The 16,624-nt window shown below is 54.4% G+C and carries 18 protein-coding genes; 8 read left to right on the top strand and 10 right to left on the bottom strand.

Features of this window, described 5'->3' with window-relative positions; genetic code table 11:
- Positions 1 to 116 precede the first annotated feature (116 nt).
- From gspI to ACQ4MY_RS11560, 4 genes are all read left to right on the top strand, one after another.
- A complete protein-coding gene (gene gspI / locus ACQ4MY_RS11575) occupies positions 117 to 491 on the top strand; it encodes a type II secretion system minor pseudopilin GspI (RefSeq protein ID WP_440095177.1) in 375 nt (124 codons plus the stop codon).
- Between the two features lie 309 nt (positions 492 to 800).
- Positions 801 to 1,904: a hypothetical protein gene (locus tag ACQ4MY_RS11570; RefSeq protein ID WP_440095175.1), complete on the top strand. Its 1,104-nt coding sequence runs from the start codon at positions 801 to 803 to the stop codon at positions 1,902 to 1,904.
- A gap of 3 nt (positions 1,905 to 1,907) precedes the next feature.
- Positions 1,908 to 2,477 carry a LemA family protein gene (locus ACQ4MY_RS11565; RefSeq protein ID WP_320328059.1) on the top strand — a complete coding sequence of 190 codons (570 nt, stop codon included), beginning with the start codon at positions 1,908 to 1,910 and terminating at the stop codon, positions 2,475 to 2,477.
- A gap of 357 nt (positions 2,478 to 2,834) precedes the next feature.
- Positions 2,835 to 3,317, top strand: coding sequence for a GNAT family N-acetyltransferase (locus tag ACQ4MY_RS11560; protein WP_440095173.1), 483 nt, complete (start codon positions 2,835 to 2,837; stop codon positions 3,315 to 3,317).
- A gap of 302 nt (positions 3,318 to 3,619) precedes the next feature.
- Here ACQ4MY_RS11560 and ACQ4MY_RS11555 read toward each other — a convergent pair whose 3' ends face one another.
- The 3 genes from ACQ4MY_RS11555 to ACQ4MY_RS11545 all read right to left on the bottom strand — a co-directional run bounded on the left by ACQ4MY_RS11555 (position 3,620) and on the right by ACQ4MY_RS11545 (position 5,223).
- Entirely contained in the window at positions 3,620 to 3,979 is a 360-nt protein-coding gene (locus tag ACQ4MY_RS11555) for a DUF6124 family protein (protein WP_158830392.1), read from the bottom strand.
- A gap of 472 nt (positions 3,980 to 4,451) precedes the next feature.
- Positions 4,452 to 4,739: a hypothetical protein gene (locus ACQ4MY_RS11550; protein WP_440095170.1), complete on the bottom strand. Its 288-nt coding sequence runs from the start codon at positions 4,737 to 4,739 to the stop codon at positions 4,452 to 4,454.
- Between the two features lie 103 nt (positions 4,740 to 4,842).
- A complete protein-coding gene (locus ACQ4MY_RS11545; protein ID WP_440095168.1) occupies positions 4,843 to 5,223 on the bottom strand; it encodes a hypothetical protein in 381 nt (126 codons plus the stop codon).
- Between the two features lie 195 nt (positions 5,224 to 5,418).
- On the opposite strand from ACQ4MY_RS11545, the gene ACQ4MY_RS11540 reads away from it, so the two are divergent.
- The gene (locus ACQ4MY_RS11540; protein WP_440095166.1) at positions 5,419 to 5,574 is read left to right on the top strand and encodes a hypothetical protein; all 156 of its coding nucleotides are present in this window, start codon (positions 5,419 to 5,421) and stop codon (positions 5,572 to 5,574) included.
- A gap of 288 nt (positions 5,575 to 5,862) precedes the next feature.
- On the opposite strand, the gene ACQ4MY_RS11535 is transcribed toward ACQ4MY_RS11540, so the two are convergent.
- The gene (locus ACQ4MY_RS11535) at positions 5,863 to 6,222 is read right to left on the bottom strand and encodes a DUF6124 family protein (protein WP_099758868.1); all 360 of its coding nucleotides are present in this window, start codon (positions 6,220 to 6,222) and stop codon (positions 5,863 to 5,865) included.
- Positions 6,223 to 6,743: 521 nt separating this feature from the next.
- Here ACQ4MY_RS11535 and ACQ4MY_RS11530 point away from each other — a divergent pair.
- The gene (locus ACQ4MY_RS11530; protein WP_440095164.1) at positions 6,744 to 10,637 is read left to right on the top strand and encodes an AAA family ATPase; all 3,894 of its coding nucleotides are present in this window, start codon (positions 6,744 to 6,746) and stop codon (positions 10,635 to 10,637) included.
- Between the two features lie 254 nt (positions 10,638 to 10,891).
- Here the strand turns inward: ACQ4MY_RS11530 and ACQ4MY_RS11525 are convergent, their stop codons facing one another.
- The 3 genes from ACQ4MY_RS11525 to ACQ4MY_RS11515 all read right to left on the bottom strand — a co-directional run bounded on the left by ACQ4MY_RS11525 (position 10,892) and on the right by ACQ4MY_RS11515 (position 12,981).
- Complete coding sequence (locus ACQ4MY_RS11525) at positions 10,892 to 11,737, bottom strand: hypothetical protein (protein WP_440095162.1); 846 nt, start codon at positions 11,735 to 11,737, stop codon at positions 10,892 to 10,894.
- Positions 11,738 to 11,834: 97 nt separating this feature from the next.
- A complete protein-coding gene (locus ACQ4MY_RS11520) occupies positions 11,835 to 12,263 on the bottom strand; it encodes a HEPN family nuclease (RefSeq protein ID WP_440095160.1) in 429 nt (142 codons plus the stop codon).
- Between the two features lie 286 nt (positions 12,264 to 12,549).
- Positions 12,550 to 12,981 carry a type II secretion system protein N gene (locus ACQ4MY_RS11515; RefSeq protein WP_440095158.1) on the bottom strand — a complete coding sequence of 144 codons (432 nt, stop codon included), beginning with the start codon at positions 12,979 to 12,981 and terminating at the stop codon, positions 12,550 to 12,552.
- A 120-nt stretch (positions 12,982 to 13,101) separates the two neighbouring features.
- Here ACQ4MY_RS11515 and gspH point away from each other — a divergent pair, with 120 nt between their 5' ends.
- Positions 13,102 to 13,548 (top strand): type II secretion system minor pseudopilin GspH, encoded by a 447-nt coding sequence (gspH, locus tag ACQ4MY_RS11510; protein WP_440095156.1) that lies wholly within the window; start codon positions 13,102 to 13,104, stop codon positions 13,546 to 13,548.
- Positions 13,545 to 14,153 (top strand): prepilin-type N-terminal cleavage/methylation domain-containing protein, encoded by a 609-nt coding sequence (locus ACQ4MY_RS11505; RefSeq protein WP_008087982.1) that lies wholly within the window; start codon positions 13,545 to 13,547, stop codon positions 14,151 to 14,153. Before gspH ends, ACQ4MY_RS11505 begins: the two co-directional genes overlap by 4 nt.
- 205 nt (positions 14,154 to 14,358) lie before the next feature.
- Here the strand turns inward: ACQ4MY_RS11505 and ACQ4MY_RS11500 are convergent, their stop codons facing one another.
- From ACQ4MY_RS11500 to ACQ4MY_RS11490, 3 genes are read right to left on the bottom strand one after another with little or no spacing between them, the layout of a single operon-like run.
- Positions 14,359 to 15,297, bottom strand: coding sequence for a FecR family protein (locus ACQ4MY_RS11500; protein WP_440095154.1), 939 nt, complete (start codon positions 15,295 to 15,297; stop codon positions 14,359 to 14,361).
- 31 nt (positions 15,298 to 15,328) lie between these two features.
- Positions 15,329 to 15,880 carry an RNA polymerase sigma factor gene (locus tag ACQ4MY_RS11495; RefSeq protein ID WP_008087984.1) on the bottom strand — a complete coding sequence of 184 codons (552 nt, stop codon included), beginning with the start codon at positions 15,878 to 15,880 and terminating at the stop codon, positions 15,329 to 15,331.
- The gene (locus ACQ4MY_RS11490) at positions 15,877 to 16,542 is read right to left on the bottom strand and encodes a secretin and TonB N-terminal domain-containing protein (RefSeq protein WP_440095316.1); all 666 of its coding nucleotides are present in this window, start codon (positions 16,540 to 16,542) and stop codon (positions 15,877 to 15,879) included. The genes ACQ4MY_RS11495 and ACQ4MY_RS11490 overlap by 4 nt, the downstream gene beginning before the upstream one ends.
- Positions 16,543 to 16,624: the final 82 nt, after the last annotated feature.

The following is a 16,624-nucleotide window of genomic DNA, read 5'->3' as shown; positions in this document are numbered from 1 at the left end:
GCGCAGTGTTGCAAGAAGATATGTCAGTGATGTTGAAAATCCTCGGGTGTTTTCGTCGTCAAGCCGTCAAGCACGGGGGTTAGCGTCGACGGCTGGGTTTTGGTTTTGGGCGGTTTATGCGTGCGCGTTCGCGGGAAGCAGGTTTCACCCTGATTGAAGTGCTGGTGGCGCTGGCGATTATTGCCGTGGCGATGTCGGCGGCTGTGCGCGTGGCGGGGTTGATGACGCAGAGCAGCGGGATTCTGCGGGATCGCTCGGTTGCAATGCTGGCGGCGCAAAGCCGCATGGCCGAGCTGCGCCTGGAAGGTAAGTTGCCGATGGGTATGAAATCGCAGGAGTGTGATCAGGGGCGGTTGTTGTTGCGGTGTGAACAAGTGATCGCGTCGGCAGAACATGGTCGATTGCTAAAAATCGGCATCCAGGTATTCGACCGCAACCAAGACGCCCCGCCCCTGGCAAAACTCGAAACCCTACTCACCCACCCCCTGTAGGAGCTGCCGAAGGCTGCGATCTTTTGATCTGGCTTTTAAAAGGCAAAATCAAAAGATCGCAGCCTTCGGCAGCTCCTACATGAATATCTTGGGCAGCGGAAACAGCGCGTGTGCTTCGCTTTAACAGGGGATTGCCTGTCGCAATGCTCGACCATTGCCAATGCCTGCTATCCGCCAGAAGCAGTGATGGCACAACAATGGTATCGTCCACTCCTTTTCAACATTTCTGACAGTTTATGAACAAAGCCAAATCCTCAATCCAGGCCGTTGCTCGCGCATCAGGCATCCCTGAATCAATGGATACCTGACATGGCCAACACATCGCAGAACGCGAAATTAAACAAGTTGCTGGCTGACAGCGAAGCCAGTCTTGCCACGGCTCAATCCAATGCCGACCTATTGAAGACGATCCAAGAGTTCGTCTCATACAACGGCCCGCTCAAATTCAGTTTCACACGCGCATGGTGGTTTTTCGGCGCGGGCCTGCTATTGATCGCGAGCGCTGTAGCCTTTCCCAAGTATGCGAACACCTACACCGTCGCTTCTTTTTTTTACCGTCTGCAAATTGACCCCGACTTGTTCCCCGTGATCCTTGGTGTGCTCGGCATCGTTTCTACCGGTGGAAGTCTGGCATGGATGAAGACCAAATCTGATCGCTTGCCTTCACTCAGTAGCAGAATCGCTCGCCTGTCATCCTACTTCCACAACGGATTGACCCGCCTGGCAGAAGACCCGCGCTATACCCTCAGCACGTTGGATGCGCAATTTGCTGATTACCGGCGGGGCAACTACAGCCGCGAATTGCTGCAGTCGATGCAGGGTGTATTTACCGGCCCGTTGCACAACCTCGCTTACGAGTACCACCGCCTGCACTACGTCGACAAACGAAAGGTAAAAACCACCGTTAACGACGGCAAGGGAGGCACTAAAACAGAGACTCGAGTGGTGTATGACCACTACGACCGCTACAGTCTGGTCATCGACTTTCCGTGGGTCACCGGCGTATCGGTCAGAACTGACGGGCAATCACAAAACGACTACCCGAGCCGCATGGACACGGCGTCTCCGGATTTTAATAAAGCGTTCCGTTTGACCGGGCGCAGCGAGATGACCTGTGCGAAGTTCATCAAACCTTCGACGGTGCTGCACTTGTTGAAGGTATTCAACGTACTCAAGGTTCCGAACCTGGAGTTCGCCGACAGTGGAAAACTCTGCCTCAGCTTCGCCAACAGCGACCTGCTCACGTTTGGTACTCAATATTCGCTGTCTTCACCCAACGAGTTTTACGCAGAAATTGCTGCGGGTGTCGAACTGCCGGGCCTGGTGTCTGCACTCCAATGGAGCCATGCACTCGGTGAACTGCACGATGACAACTTTGCCGCCTCTCCCCTAACAAGCCGCCAAGAGAAGTAAGACATGGACACTACACTCACCCTCGCCATTGTTATCGCTGTAGTCATCATCGTAGCGGGCGTCGTCATCTACAACGGCATTGTTGGCGGTCACAACCGAGTCCAACGTGCCTGGTCGGACGTCCTCGTTTACGAACGCCAGAAGACAAAAGTGCTCGACCAATTGCAAAAAGTGCTCGCAGACTTCATGGTCTTCGAGTCCAGCCTCCTCGAAAAAATCGCCGGCCTGCGCAGCGCGATCCACAGCCTGCCTGCTGGAGCGGACGGCAATGCCCTCGCGACAGTAGAAACCGCCTCACGAGAGCTGATGGGCGGCTTGCGCGTCACCTTCGAGGCTTACCCTGACCTGAAAGCATCCGAATCGGCGAACAACATGATGCGCGAAATTACCGAACAACAAGAAAACGTCGGCGCGGCCATCACCATCTACAACCGCAACGTCGAACTGTTCAACAACTCCATCGAAATGTTCCCAGGCTCCGTCGTCAACGGCCTGTTCAACAAGAAATCGCCGGTAATACCGTTCTCCGATACCGAAGCATCGCAAGGTTTCTCCTACACCCCGAATTTCTAATTCGCACAATACGTCGACCATCACCCATGAGGGAGATGGTCGCCCCCCCCACCTCAGCCGAACAAAATATCCGTGCCCAACCCAACCCCCTGTAGGAGTGAGCCTGCTCGCGAAAGCGCCAGAACCAACACCGCTCAATCACCCGGTGATCCCGCCCCCCGCATATCTATCGGAATCTTCATTGCGTCTCGGCCCCCACCACCGATCCATCCCCTTGCCTCAACAGACGTAAGCGTCCGGCGAACACATCCCCCTGAAGCTGACAAGGAGCCATCGCCTCCCCTGAACCGAGGCAGTAGTGGTTATGCGGATTCTGTTCTCTATAATCACCGACCAGCCATGTTTAGAGTGCCTGTCATGCCAGCCTCCGCTGATCAAAACTCCGCTGTCGTTTTATGCGCAGCGTCCAATAACGACCTGGAAGATCTGGTAGCCATCAGGATTGAGGCCATGCGCGAAAGCCTTGAACGGCTTGGACGATTTAACCCGGATCGTGCGCGCGAACGATTTCTTGCTGGGTTCGACGCTAACAGCACACGCCGCATAGAAGTCTCAGGTGATCTGGTCGGTTTTGTCGTAATCAAAGACCAGCAGAGCGAGCTGCTGCTTGACCACTTGTATGTGATACCCAGTGCTCAAGGAGCAGGAATCGGCTCTGAAGTGCTTACTCGGATTTTCAGAGAGGCTGATGAGATCGGGCGCCCCATCAAGGTGGGTGCTCTCAAGGAAAGCGCTTCAAATCGCTTTTACACTCGCCATGGCTTCGAGTTCGTCGAAAGCGGTGAATTCGATAATTATTATGTCCGGGCTAACGGTAAAGCCGTTGATTCGAGCGACTAGGCACATCTTGATACGGTGCCCCTTCTCTATTCTTCAAAAATAAATCCGCCTCTTTCCCCCATGTAGGAGCTGCCGAAGGCTGCGATCTTTTGATCTTGTTTTCCAAATCAAAAACAAAAGATCATCCGACCGCGGCCCGAGCCTCCAACAGCTCCCAAACAAATATCTCAGACCCAGTTCCCAAAGGTTTCAGCGCCAGACACAACATCAATGACCCACACAAACCCCTGTAGGAGTGAGCCTGCTCGCGAAGGCGCCAGAACGGACACCCAATCAATCACCAGATGTACCGGACACCCGCATCACTCCGGCAATTGCAAATTATCCAGCGCCCGATTCACCGCCAACTCCCCGAGCATGATCAACTGCGCGATCCCCAACAACGCCCGACGCTGCGACGCCGGCAACAGACTGGCAACGTTCTGCGCAATGGTTTTGGCCGAAGCGAGCGTTTCGCTGGCATCCGTCAGCAGTTCTTCGTTTTTGTTGTCGGCAGTGACGGCGTACATCCCACGGTTTTTGCGTGGCGGCGGCGTGGAACCGGGTGGACAGAGGTAATGATCGAGCGCGCGGTCGGCGGCTTCGTGGAGTTTTCTGGAATCGATGGATTCGTAGGGGGAAAGCGAGACGGTTTCGGGCGGGTTGGGTGTTGGTTTGATCATGGTGAAGCTCCTTTGAAGTGAAGCTGCCAATTCCTGTCGCTAAACAGGAGGGGTGGCGGCTGTACGCAGGTTAGCGAACCGGTCAAAGGCACCCGGTAGACCTCGAAAGGTCTCCCGCATACAGCCACCATAACGAAATTGCAGACATACAGATCCGCAACGAAGCCTGGAACGCTGATGCACCTTCAACTTGAGCCGAGTCGCTAAACCCGATCGCTGATTCGTCAGCGACCGCACCACAATAGAACCCGCCCCCAAGGCGCACAAGCCGGCGGATTCTGGCGTAGCTGTAGGCAAAGGCGCAAGGATGTGTAGCCTGCGAGAGTGTCTGGAGATGTTTTTAAACGTTCGCGTTTAACGAGACCTCATTCCGTCACGTACCCGCAACAGATCCGTCCTCTTATCCCAATAGACGTAGGAAAATGGCCAAACCGGTCAGCAGTTACTGACAACCTCGGCCACATGAGCAGCTCTATTTTTTGCGGCACATCTCAATGTCATCCTGGGTTTTCAGGTCTGTATCTATTCCCAAGCGATATCTGCAGTAGTCGATAATCCATCCCCGCTCCTCTGCTGTAAGGCGCTCTACCTTCCTGATCTCTCCATCGTTGGCGTGGATGTTGTGAAACTTCATCTGAAACGTGGGGTGCTTCTTGATGAAGACAATCGTCTCGATGTCACCGTCCTCAAGGGCTTCGTAATAGCCAACGTAGAGCATGGTCACTACGGCGAGGATTGCTGCGATCAAAAGCTTTTTCATTCTTGTGGCGCCGGGGGTGGAAGTAGTTGGGTTTTTGGCATGAAAGGAGAGTCTTCGTAAACAACCTCACCGAAGGACTGATTGTCTTTTTTTGCCCCATCCATTACAAAAAACCTCTGTATTTCCCATAAAGCCAAACCACCCACGATGCACCGCACACGAAATAGCCGACATGAAATGGACTCGTCGCCCAAAACCTGAGTCCTCTGGGAAGGCGTTGAACGGCGTCAATCAACAAGGGTTCCTGCCCTTGGATACTCTTGGATGTAATCAGCCGGCTGACAGCGGTCATCCGCTGAGTTCTCGAGTAAAAACTTCCCCCTGATGAACCACAGTCCATGGATAGATACAGCCACTCAGCAAAGTGTTTTTCCAGAGCATCGAGTTTTGTATAAACGGCGTAGAAAATCATTGCGCAGTTGATCACGCCCATCATGATCTGCGCCCCACATGCCCAGGCAAATACTGTGCTGGTGATTTCCATTACTCGGAATACTCATGAATTTCTTGCCCCAATAACTCTCCTAGCTCCGTCATCTTTGTTCCTGTCTCCACGGACCCTGCCGCACCGACCACAAGCACACACACGAGTTTTCCCGTTGCCCAATCACCGTTACGCAGAGCATCGATGAGTTTTTGCTCATTCGCGCCTTGCATGTAGTTGGAACGATGCAGGCCCATGGCGTTTAACAAGTCGTCGAATCCGGGCAAGTCGTCCGGGCGATATAGCCTGTCGGAAATGTTCCATGGCTTCGTAGGCATCGAGGATCTGCTCTCGCTGACCATGGAACTCGCTTTGTGGGATGAGTCTGGTCACGTCCGTGTCCCGTTCTGAAAACGCAGGACTTTGGCGAACGGACTCAGATTTGAATGCAGGATGGATCGGTGTTCGTTGTAGGGAAAATCCGGTTTTCTGACTCGCAGAAGCCGCGCTCAAATCATCAATGTTTTATGGCGGTACTGGGTGGGGCAGAAAATAGATCCGTCGCCACTGTTTGCTCCCACAGGTATCAGCGTCGTACACAACATCTGCAATCAGCATAAAACCCTGTGGGAGCGAGCTTGCTCGCGAAGGCGCCAGAATGAACACCCGATCAATCACCAGGTGATCCCGGCACCCGCATCACTCCGGCAATTGCAAATTATCCAGCGCCCGATTCACCGCCAACTCCCCGAGCATGATCAACTGCGCAATCCCCGCCAGCGCCTGGCGCTGCGATGCCGGCAACAGGCTGGAGACGTTCTGGGCGATGGTTTTGGCCGAAGCGAGTGTTGCACTGGCATCGACCAGCAGTTCTTCGGTTTTGTTGTCCGCCGTCACGGCGTACATCCCACGGTTTTTACGTGGGGGCGGCGTGGAACCGGGTGGACAGAGGTAATGGTCGAGCGCGCGGTCGGCGGCTTCGTGGAGTTTTTTGGAATCGATGGATTCGTAGGGGGAAACCGAGGCGGTTTCGGGCGGGTTGGGTGTTGGTTTGATCATGGTGAAGCTCCATTTTTATACCTGGTGGAACCACCAACACCTGTCGCTAAACAAGTAAGGGTGGCAGCTGTACGCGGGTTAGCGAACCGAGAGGTATAAGACCCGGCAGACCCGAAGGTCTCCCACGCACAGCCACCATATCGTCGTCGCAAACGTCTGCGACAAACTGGAGCGTCGTTGTACTTATACCTGGTCAGGTCGCTAAACCCGGTCGCTGGGTTGCCAGCGACACGTAGACGATAAAGACCAGGTACAAAGCGCACAAGCCGGCGGATTCTGGCGTAGCTGTAGGTAAAGGCGCAAGGGTGTGTAGCCTGAGAGAGTGTCTGGAGATGTCTTTTTAAACATTGGTGTTTATCGAGGCCTCGTTTCGTAACGCCGCCCTGAAACAGATCCGTCCGCTCAAGCCGCTCTAGTGGCGCTTCGGTGGAAAAGACGACTGAGAACGCGTAGATAAGTTGCAAGTGGCGCATGGCTACTGCCAAGCCTATGCTCAGCGTACTTAAAAAAGAGAATAGGACATGACGACAGCAAATCGCCCACTGCACCTACATACACTGGACAGTCTTTGCGCAGACCTAGTGGCAGGTTTATCCGTTAGCGTGGGCGATGATGGAGGTACCTTTCAGCTTAAATCGAGCGCGTCACGTGGTGTGCTTTGGTGGTATACAAAAAATAAAACGCGATGGGCTGCTAACGTTCAAACCGCAGATGTGGAAGCTATAGTCGATGCAGCTCTTGCCGCCCCCTCTCTCCAGCACACGTCTGCCAATGCCAGTCAATCCGACTCTCTTAACAGATTTTCCCTCGCGTCGATCCGAGCGCACCAGTTCGCCGGTCTCCATCATGCTGGAACCTCCCAAGCTAAGCCAAACGACTTCATCTTTGAGGTCAAAAGTGGTGTGACTCTCTTAGAGGGATACAACGGTTGCGGCAAGACATCTCTTATTAATGCCATCATCTGGGCGTTAACTGGGGAGGTCTTACGACCACAGCGTGCCCCAGAGCCCGGCAGCAAGGATTTTGATTTTGAAGTTAATGAAAACGCTACCCATACAGCTCCACCAGTAGTACCTCTGCCCGACCCGACGCTGGAGCCGTTGACTACCCAGGCGATCCCCGTAGACACATGGGTGGAGTTGATATTTGAGGATCAAGATAGCCAGCGCTACCAGGTTCGTCGAAGCCTGAAGCGCGGCGTGCGCAACGCCTTGAAGGAGGAAGTTTCCGGTTTGGACGAAATGGGCCTTGATCCCATCAGCACGCGGGTTGGGACGACGATTCCCGGCATTCTGCCCTATGTGCAGGTCGGCTCTACCTCAGCACTAGGCAAGGCGGTATCAGAACTCACTGGTATGGCACCTTTGGTTCAATTGGCAAACCACGCCCAAAAAGCCAAGAAAAAAATTGATGGCGACCTTTCAAAAAACAAAAGAATCGAGCTAGAGGGATCGGACGAAGCCTACATAGTCACCCACAGCGACCTGATGGATCTGATCCATAGCAACACGTTAGCTATTGAAGAAGAAGCCGTTCCACTTCCTTCAGATGATACGACCCTTGAGACCAAGCTCGATGACCTTGCGGCTCAGCTCGAAACGCTCAAGTCGTCAGGACTTGAGCACGCGAAACTAGTATTAGGTGACGCATTCGATGCTCAGGATGAAAAGCAAAGAAGCGACTTGGTGAAGAGCATCGCACCGGCACTTAGCGCAGTTGGCAAACTGAGTACTCTGCCTTCAATTGCGCGACTGGGAGGATTGACCAAGCTCACGAATGATGAAGTCGCACCCATTCGGGATTTCATCTCTGCAGTGCGGAATGAAGCAGAAGAACTGGTTGAGATTGCTGCTGAGCCAAACAAAGCCGCACGTGTGCGTCTTTACGCGCGGGTTGCGGCCTGGATACGGGAACATCCCGGCCTGCACGACGAAAACAATTGCGCGGTTTGTGGCCATAGTCTGGATGACGCGTTAGATGACATCACAGGGCAAAAAATTAAAGACCATATAGGTGGGGCGGCTAAGGAGGGGGACTATGCAGGGCAAACATTCACTACATGGGCAAATCACGTCGTAGGTGAAATAACGACACGACTCCCACCCGCTATTGCTGCCGAGGCAAGACGCGACCTTCCAGAAAACCCGACTTCGCTGCTACGACAAGCGGTGGTAGACGAGTTATTTCTAGATCCAGCCTTCATCGGAAGCTTGGCGCCGCTTAAACGTAGCGTTGCCGAGGCATGCGACCATGGCTTAGGGTCCTTTCCTGGATTTAACTTTACTGCGTCGCCAGAGCTGGGAGAAGGACGTGCTGAGCTCAAAGTGCTCAATAAACTCATTTATCGCGTTGAGCGTGCTTTGACCTATCCCGAATGGCGCAGGAATACCACGTCCGCGAGGAACAGCTTTATGGCGAAAGTCATTGGCCAAGAAGCGACCGCCGAGCGTGAGACAGCACCAAGCTCACTCATGGGACTGCTACAAAAGCTGCAAGCCGTGGTCGCTGCGATAGCACCTGTTGATGATGCCGCCGTGAAGCAAAAGCGACTGGTGCTGGAACTCAAGAGACGTCGGAGTTTTGAGCAACGCTTGAAGGCCTACGGCGAAGCAAGCCAAGCGCTGAAAGAGTGCGTCACAATCGGTGAGTTGGCCGAGCAGCAGGTTCTGCTGTTACAAAAGAGACTACACAGCAGCGCTACAGCCTGGAGGAAAAAGATCTATTCCAGCGCTTTTCCTTCCACCAGCTTGGAGCTAGTGGATACCCGAATGAGCGGCGGCGGTGAGTTGCAACTGCTAGTAGGATTTAACACGCTCGCCGCACCAGCACAGCACGTATCGAACGCTTCAGCTCTACGCGCAAGCCTCTTGGGCTTCTACCTTGCCTACTGGCAGTACATGCTCAGCGAACGAGGAGGCTTGGAGTTACTTCTGCTGGATGATCCCCAAGAACTGCTTGATGGAGATAACCGCGATAGGTTCGCTGAAGCTATATATGAAATCTACAAAGCCAACGCGCAATTAATCATCACAACGCATGACACTCGCTTCGCCTTAGCAGTAGCTAGACGCCTACAAGGCAAGCCAGTTACTTTTAACCATCAATATATACATCCAGCTACAGCCACCCGCGGCACCATCTTTCTGACACCCAGCATCACCACCGTTCAAGCGGCATTTGAACAGTTCAGGGCTCACCCAGACGATGCAAGAACGGCCCAAGATTATCTCTCAGAATGTCGTGTATTTCTGGAGGGTCGAATGGGAGATCTTTTCGATGACCGTGCGTATCCTGCTGCCGCGACGGTGAGCTTCGCGCCCACACTCAGTGACCATCTGGGCCGACTGCGCGGCTTGATCAAGAATCCTCCAAATGAATTGTTCAAGAGCCCGGTCATCAGATCCTTCGTAGGCGACCACGCTCTAAACGATGGCTCTCCAACACTGGCGCTGCTCAACAAATCCCATCACAGGGATAAGGAAAGAATTCGCCCACAAGACGTGTCCGACATCAAAGAGCATCTCGAGCGGCTACGTAAGGGTGTAGAACGTGCGCATGAAGAGTTCCGCACCTTCAACCGCCGCGAGCCATTAACTATACCTTCTACGAAATTGCCGGCTTTATGCCCCGCCGAAGTTCCGGATTTTAAGGTTTTTATCCAAGCCTCCCTTAAAGCGTTTGTAAGAGGTGCCTCGGTCGGCGACTCCCAGGAAGTCGAATTTGAAGAAGTTAATTCCGACTGGTTCAAGTCCAAAGCCTTTTTTTATATCAGGTCGAACACATTAGGGTTCGCAGGTCCACAGGGTAGCGTGGCGATCGTAGAGATAGAGGCATCCGCTCCAGCGGATCACCAAATTGTCATCGCACGTACAGGGAAAGATGTTTTTGCCCGCCGGTTGCTGAAGCCGCAGCATTCAGAACTTATTACACTAGCCGCCGAATCACCTGATCCACGAAGAAGTCCTCCGACGCAGTTACTGCACGAAAATCAAGTGCTGCTGCATTCAATTGTAGGAATGTTCTTCGGCAGCCTTGATTTCGTGCCCAGTTCCAAAAATGAGGCAGTGCAGATACCGGCAGTTCCGCAGATCCAAAAAGTCCAGTCCGCTTACCGTATTAAAGAAGATAGCGCCATCCCCCTTGCGCTTCCTGGTCAGATTGCACTGGGCGGTGCAGCCATTGCATTGGGCGAGTTCGATGCTCATCTCGACGAATATGTTGCCTTGCACCTCGACGATGGCACCAGTCTATTCAAGCGAGTCGGGGCCCAACTACCTGCACCACTGCAACACCTTCGCCAATTTGAGTCTATTGGAGGACTGGGTTTGGCGGATATTCTTGCTATCGACTGTGAGCACAATGGACTTAGGAGAGTTATGCATGCTGTATCAATCATCGGCGTTTTGTATAGGTAAACCCGATGAAAACTTCACATGACGGCGTCCGAACTGGCTATCAATTCTCATTGGATAAATACTTAGATACTAAGCCAAACTCCACATAATGAGACACGATCTGATAGGACAACAACTGCAAGGGCGGGCTATCACTGCGCGCACCGATCAACTGGGCGCCCATAAAAAGGTGCTGATTTATTTTAAATAATAAACCAGCACTGTTTTTTGAGTGCTTTCAAACAACCAGAGAGATATTTTGAAAGTTGTGATTTCTACCTCCCCACTATGTAAATAGGTATCCAGTTTTTCGGAAACCCCTGTTCATTCCAGACCTTCGAAAACTTAGCTTGCCCCCAAAAGTCATCGGTAGCATAAAAGACGGCATAGAAAACACTATAATCCTTGTCCCCCGTATACCCTTTGACATCTGCAGCAATTTGCTCAATTGTGGATTTAAGCTTTTGCTCGTCCGCCGCATATTTATATTCCACAGCCGCATACAACTCGGGTATCAAAATATCCGGCTTATACTCTTTAGCTGTTTTTATGAAATTGCTTTTCGGCGATTTTGAGCTTGTAAAAATAAACCCAAGCGTTGACTTTACTGCGTTATATACTTCAGTCTCGGTCTTTGGGGAGAGATTATTTTTGGAAATAATCACAGCGGTATTCTTAAGGACCGTCTCTAGGTACTGCAACCCAGAGACTCTGTCGTATTTCTCACTGCTCGACTCCATAAATTCAAAAGACGAAAGAAACACATTCATCTTAGCTAGAAAAACACTGTAAGGCTCTCCTGACCAGTAATGATCCATCTCAAATTTATCACGATAATTAAGACACAAAGGATCACGACCAAATATCTTGTAAAAAACACCTAAGTAGTGTTCGAGGTTTCGCGTATCCAAGTAACAGACAGCGCTCAAATAAATGGATTGTAATATTCCATAGAAAGGACTTACAAATTCGTCATCGCCATCGAGCAGATATTGAGGTGGAATATCAGTTTCTTCTTTAAGCTCCCACACTCCCCAGTCAACTTGGTGTTGCGCGACTTTTATCTCAAGCTGCCTTGCTTGAGAAAGCAACACTTTAATTCGACTCTCTAGATATTCCAATGATCACCCCTACAACAAACACAATAAAAATCCATAAACAGCCAGCTGTACGCCGCACAAGCGTACACAGCGAGTAACTCGAGGAATTAGCCATACTTCATTGCCGCAACAAATACTCAAGCAAACCCCTCATTAAGTTTTTGATTTGATTTGTTGGCATCTTTGCCTCAAAGCCATTTGCATCTTTGAAACAGAAGCCTTCGCACGACCGGTGATCATCTGGAAAGGGGCTTATTCTACAATGCGCAACAGCGTTCCTCATGCGTCGAACTACCTCACTCAAATTCAAATCCTGTAACTCTTTGCCTACACCTGCATTTACAATGCACTCTGGACTGAACCCCCAAGACACCAATTCCTGGAGGGCGATTTCAGGTATTAATTCCCGCATTTTTTCATGCGGAAAAAACAAAAGCCCTATAAGTCCATTCAATAGCTGCGTAGTTTCATACTCACCATTGTAGGTATCAACAAGTTCTAGGCTACGACGCATAAAAACTCGTTCAAAATCGCCAAAGTAACTCACGCAGCCACCTCTAGTATATAAATCCCAACACAATTTACGTGACAACTTCCGCCACTCATTGTCCAGAGCCCCCTCAAAAGCTTATGAGTTCACTAATTGAAGCGAAAGCACGCGCAATGGAGTAAAAGCGAGAAAACCTACTCCGAGGCTACGAATTTTTTAGCCGTATGTCTATGACCGATAGATTACATCCACGTTGAACCGACTCTGGCCAAAGCTAAAAGGCTCATAACCACTAGTGCAAAATGCGCTACCCAAACTAAAACAACAAAATGACCAAGCCCACTTACTGCCTCGTTAACCTAGGCAAAACCACCCCCTCAGCCAACCTCTCCACCCCCAACCGCACCCTCTCCCCACCCTGCTCAATCACCACCCCATCCCCCTCCACCGCCACCAACGTCACCCCAGGCCCCACCTTCTCCCCCTGCAAAAAGCTCCTCGGCGGCCCATCGTTCAGGCTCAGTATCGCCACCGCCCCCCGACTCCCCGCCATCACCCCGCTCACCTTGATATCCACCGGCGCCGTTTGATTGGAAAACCACTGCAACGCCGGGCTATCACTGCGCGCTGCCAGCAACTGCGGGGCCGCTGCCGGGGTGTGGGATTCGGCGGAGGTCAGCAGCAGCGACGACCATGTCGCCACGCCTACCAGCGCGGCGAGCAGTGCGAGGGCCTGGACCATTTGGGGTGGGGAAATGCGTGCGGTGAAGGTCATGGGTTGAATCTCCTTTTTATCCCTGCTGTCAGCCTACGCGGCAATTCTCTCCGTTTTATTTCACACGCCTTACATGTTGGCCGTGCACGATGGCGCAGGACGCAAAGGAGCGCGCGCGCGATGAACAGGCAACAGGGTTTTACGCTGATCGAGTTGATGGTGGTGCTGGTGATCATCGGCATCGCCAGTGCGGCGATCAGCCTGAGTATCAAGCCCGATCCGTTGCAGTTGCTGCGCAAGGATGCCGAACGTGTGGCGCAGTTGCTGCAGGTGGCGCAGGCGGAGGCTCGGGCCGATGGCCGGCCGATTGTGTGGGTGAGTGATGCCAAGGGGTTTCGGTTTAGTCGGCGCAGTGACAGTGGCAAGGGGTTTGATCATTTCGCGCAGGATCTGCAGTTGCGGCCGCGTGCCTGGCAGAGTCCGAAGATGGAGGTGCGGGTGGAGCCGAAACAGAAGGTTGTGCTGAACGCTGAGTGGATTAATCCGCCGCTGCAATTGACGTTGTCGGATGGCTTGAATCGCTTGAGTGTGCTGCGTGATGGCAGTGGAAGGATCAGCCTGCAATGAAGCGCCAGCAAGGGTTTACGCTGATTGAGGTGATGGTCGCGATTCTGTTGATGGCGGTGGTGAGTTTGATTGCCTGGCGGGGGCTGGACAGTGTGACGCGGGCGGACAGTCATTTGCAGGCGAGCAGTGAGCAGAGTGACGGTTTGTTGCGCGCGCTGAACCAGTTGCAGCGGGATGTGGAGATGCGCGCGGGGGTTGAGTTGACCGAGCCGAAGAAGGTTGGGGTGGATGATGAGCCGCCGAGCGCCCCGCCCGCTCTGACTGTGCGCAGTAGCGACAGTAAGGGGTTTCGGCTGGACATTATTCGTACGGCGGCGGATCAGCCGGGGGCTTTGCAGCGGGTGCGCTGGTGGGTCAAGGGCGACACGTTGTATCGGGCGGTGGCTGAGGCGCGGAGTCGGTATCCGCTGCCGGCGCCTGGGAATGGGGTTGCTGTTTTGAGTGATGTCAGTGATGTGCAGGTGCGGGTTTGGGAGGTGGATAAAGGGTGGCGGCAGTTAAGTGGGAATCGGCGGGAGGATCCGTTGGGGTTGGAGATTCGGTTGAGTCGGGGGACGGCGCAGGGTGTGGAGAAGTATCGGCAGGTGATTGGGCCGTTGGAGTGACATATATCCCTTCTGATCGGATATTCCTGTAGGAGCTGCCGAAGGCTGCGATCTTTTGACTTTGATTTTGAAGATCAAAAGATCGCACCCTTCGGCAGCTCCTACATTTGGATTGGGGGTAGTCAGTTGGGGGGTGGTTGGCTGTGAGGCCGCCATCGCTGGCGAGCCAGCTCCCACAGGGGTTGGTGGTGTTGGCGGGTGTGGGTTAGCTGAGGACGACTACGCCGCCGGGGAGTTCGGTGCATTTGATGCCGTAGGCATCGCGGATGAGCAGTGCGACGCCGGCGAGTTGGTCGAGGCTGAAGCGGGCCTGGACGCGGCGTTGGCCGAGTTCGCGGTTGAGCAGCAGCAACATGCCGGGGCGGTAGCGGTTGATCTCGTCGATCATTTGGCTGAGGGTCGCGCCGTTGAAGACCAGGACTTGTTGGCGCCAGTTCATCACGGCGGCTGTGTCGACACTTTGTACGCTGCCGACTTGCCGTGCGTCGTAGGTCACTTGCTGGCCCGGTTCGAGGCGCAGGCTGCGACCTTCAATATCCACTTCAACCGCGCCATCGAGGCAAGTCACGCAAACTTGTTGATCGGTGTTGCGCAGGTTGAAACGTGCCTGACTGGCGCGCAACCACCCTCCTCCAGCCTGCATCGCCAGCGGCAACCGCGCGGTCTGCACTTCGACTTCGCCGCTGACCAGTTCAAAGCCCTGCACGCCGTTATCGATGGAGCGTTGATTGATCCGCGTCTGGGTGTTCAGCTCCAGGCTCACGCCTTGCGCCGGTTCGAAACGACGCTGCTGGCCGACTTCGGTGATGTAGTCGGCGCCGAGCCCTTCGAAGCCGCCGGGAATGGTCCCGCGCACCAGCAAAAACGCAGCCGACGCAGCAATCGCGCCCCCGAGAAAAGCACGTCGACCAAACCCGCGTGGCGCCTGCATTTGCTCCATGGCCGGTTGCAGTTGTTGCCACAACCGCTTGGCCTCTTCGAACGCGCGGGCATGCTCGGCGCTCTGCGCGCACCATTCGCGCAAGGCGCGGGCGTCGGCCACGGTGGCGCGGCCGGAGGTCAGCAGGACCAGCCAGTCGCGGGCTTCGCTGTGCAGATTGTCGGCCGCCGATGGCTCGGCAGGTGTCAGTCGAAAGATGTTCAAACGCGCAGATTCTCAACGAATTGATCGGGCACTATTCAGAAGACGGTTTTCCGGCCCCGCGACCGAACCGCTGAAACACTTTTCTTTCCAGTTTCGCGGCGCAGAAGCCCAGTGCGGCTTTGATTTCCTTCTCGACCATGCGCGTGGAGATGCCGAAGCGCTGGGAGATTTCCAGGTGCGGCGCCTCCTCCAGACGCGCGGCGATGAAGATTCGGCGACGGCGTGCGGGCAGTTCGTAGAGGGCGTTGAGCAGTGACTGGATTTCCTTTTGCCCACCGACCACTCGCGCCGGGTCGAGGGCTTCGTCGCCGATTTGCAGCAGCTCCTCGACTTCCTCGCCGGTGAGCAGGCGCGCATCGGCCTGGCGGCGGTCGGCGGCGATGTTCAGGGCCATGCGATAGAGGTAGGCATTCGGCCGCAGGACGTTCGGCGGCGTCTCCATGCGGTCGACGCGCAGGTAGGTTTCGTGCAGCACGTCGTTGGCCAGATCCTCCGAGCCGAGACGCCGGCGCAGGCGCACCCGAAAGTCCTCGTAGGACGTCAGGAACAGTTGGACCATCGAACCTTGTCCGGTGTCTTTCATCCCCCGGAAACTCCTTCCCATTTCGTGCATTCCATGCGTTTCCCTGACGACTCCGGTAACAACAGCAACGTGACCGGCTGACGCAAGGCGCTGGGCGTCGGCCGGTCGATTTTGAGATTGCGAAAACTTTCCACCAGCGCGTTGTCGCGCCGTACATCGCCGGTCGAAGTGACCAACCGGTTGTGTTGCACCAAGCCGTCGCGGCCGACCCAAACCTGCAACACCGCGCGATAACTGCCCGGACGGGTCATCGGCGAGCGGCACAGGTTGCGCTCGATCGCTGCTTGCACCGCTGTCGCGTAACTGCGGTTGACGGCGACGCTTTCCGGCGTCTGTTTTTGCGGCGGCGCGGGCACGTCTTCGACCTGCGCCACTTGCAACGTAAATGCATCGTCGCGGGCATAACGCGCCATCAAACCGCTGCCGCCGAGCAATCGACGCAGGGCATCGGCGGCGGTGAATTCACCATCCACCGCCAGCGAGCGACGACCGCGACTCAACTGGCTGTCGACCAGCACCGCAACGCCAGTAGCGTGGCTGTACTGATCCAGCGCGCGGGCCAGATCCTGTGCCGGAATGTGCAGCGTCATCCGCAGGTCTGCCGGCACCGCGTCGGCCATGGCGTGGCTCGCCGCACAGCCAAGCAGCCACCCCAGACACATCCGGCGCACAAGCCTCGTTGAACGCTGAAAACCGTCCGTGGAATTGCCTCGCTGCACGGCTGACGAATCCTTGGAAATCGTC

Source organism: Pseudomonas sp. SM4 (genome assembly GCF_051913165.1).
GTDB lineage: Bacteria > Pseudomonadota > Gammaproteobacteria > Pseudomonadales > Pseudomonadaceae > Aquipseudomonas.
The sequence above is the reverse complement of the archived record's forward strand: the minus strand, read 5'-3'. Positions and strand labels throughout refer to the sequence as shown.

Bases quoted from the DNA above. Each gene is read 5' to 3' on its own strand.
- ACQ4MY_RS11530 (WP_440095164.1), top strand. From the start codon at position 6,744: ATGACGACAGCAAATCGCCCACTGCACCTACATACACTGGACAGTCTT.
- ACQ4MY_RS11560 (WP_440095173.1), top strand. From the start codon at position 2,835: ATGCCAGCCTCCGCTGATCAAAACTCCGCTGTCGTTTTATGCGCAGCG.
- ACQ4MY_RS11505 (WP_008087982.1), top strand. From the start codon at position 13,545: ATGAAGCGCCAGCAAGGGTTTACGCTGATTGAGGTGATGGTCGCGATT.
- ACQ4MY_RS11550 (WP_440095170.1), bottom strand. From the start codon at position 4,739: ATGAAAAAGCTTTTGATCGCAGCAATCCTCGCCGTAGTGACCATGCTC.
- ACQ4MY_RS11570 (WP_440095175.1), top strand. From the start codon at position 801: ATGGCCAACACATCGCAGAACGCGAAATTAAACAAGTTGCTGGCTGAC.
- ACQ4MY_RS11490 (WP_440095316.1), bottom strand. From the start codon at position 16,542: ATGTGTCTGGGGTGGCTGCTTGGCTGTGCGGCGAGCCACGCCATGGCC.
- ACQ4MY_RS11555 (WP_158830392.1), bottom strand. From the start codon at position 3,979: ATGATCAAACCAACACCCAACCCGCCCGAAACCGTCTCGCTTTCCCCC.
- ACQ4MY_RS11535 (WP_099758868.1), bottom strand. From the start codon at position 6,222: ATGATCAAACCAACACCCAACCCGCCCGAAACCGCCTCGGTTTCCCCC.
- gspH (WP_440095156.1), top strand. From the start codon at position 13,102: ATGAACAGGCAACAGGGTTTTACGCTGATCGAGTTGATGGTGGTGCTG.
- ACQ4MY_RS11540 (WP_440095166.1), top strand. From the start codon at position 5,419: ATGGCGTTTAACAAGTCGTCGAATCCGGGCAAGTCGTCCGGGCGATAT.
- ACQ4MY_RS11565 (WP_320328059.1), top strand. From the start codon at position 1,908: ATGGACACTACACTCACCCTCGCCATTGTTATCGCTGTAGTCATCATC.
- gspI (WP_440095177.1), top strand. From the start codon at position 117: ATGCGTGCGCGTTCGCGGGAAGCAGGTTTCACCCTGATTGAAGTGCTG.
- ACQ4MY_RS11515 (WP_440095158.1), bottom strand. From the start codon at position 12,981: ATGACCTTCACCGCACGCATTTCCCCACCCCAAATGGTCCAGGCCCTC.
- ACQ4MY_RS11545 (WP_440095168.1), bottom strand. From the start codon at position 5,223: ATGGAAATCACCAGCACAGTATTTGCCTGGGCATGTGGGGCGCAGATC.
- ACQ4MY_RS11495 (WP_008087984.1), bottom strand. From the start codon at position 15,880: ATGAAAGACACCGGACAAGGTTCGATGGTCCAACTGTTCCTGACGTCC.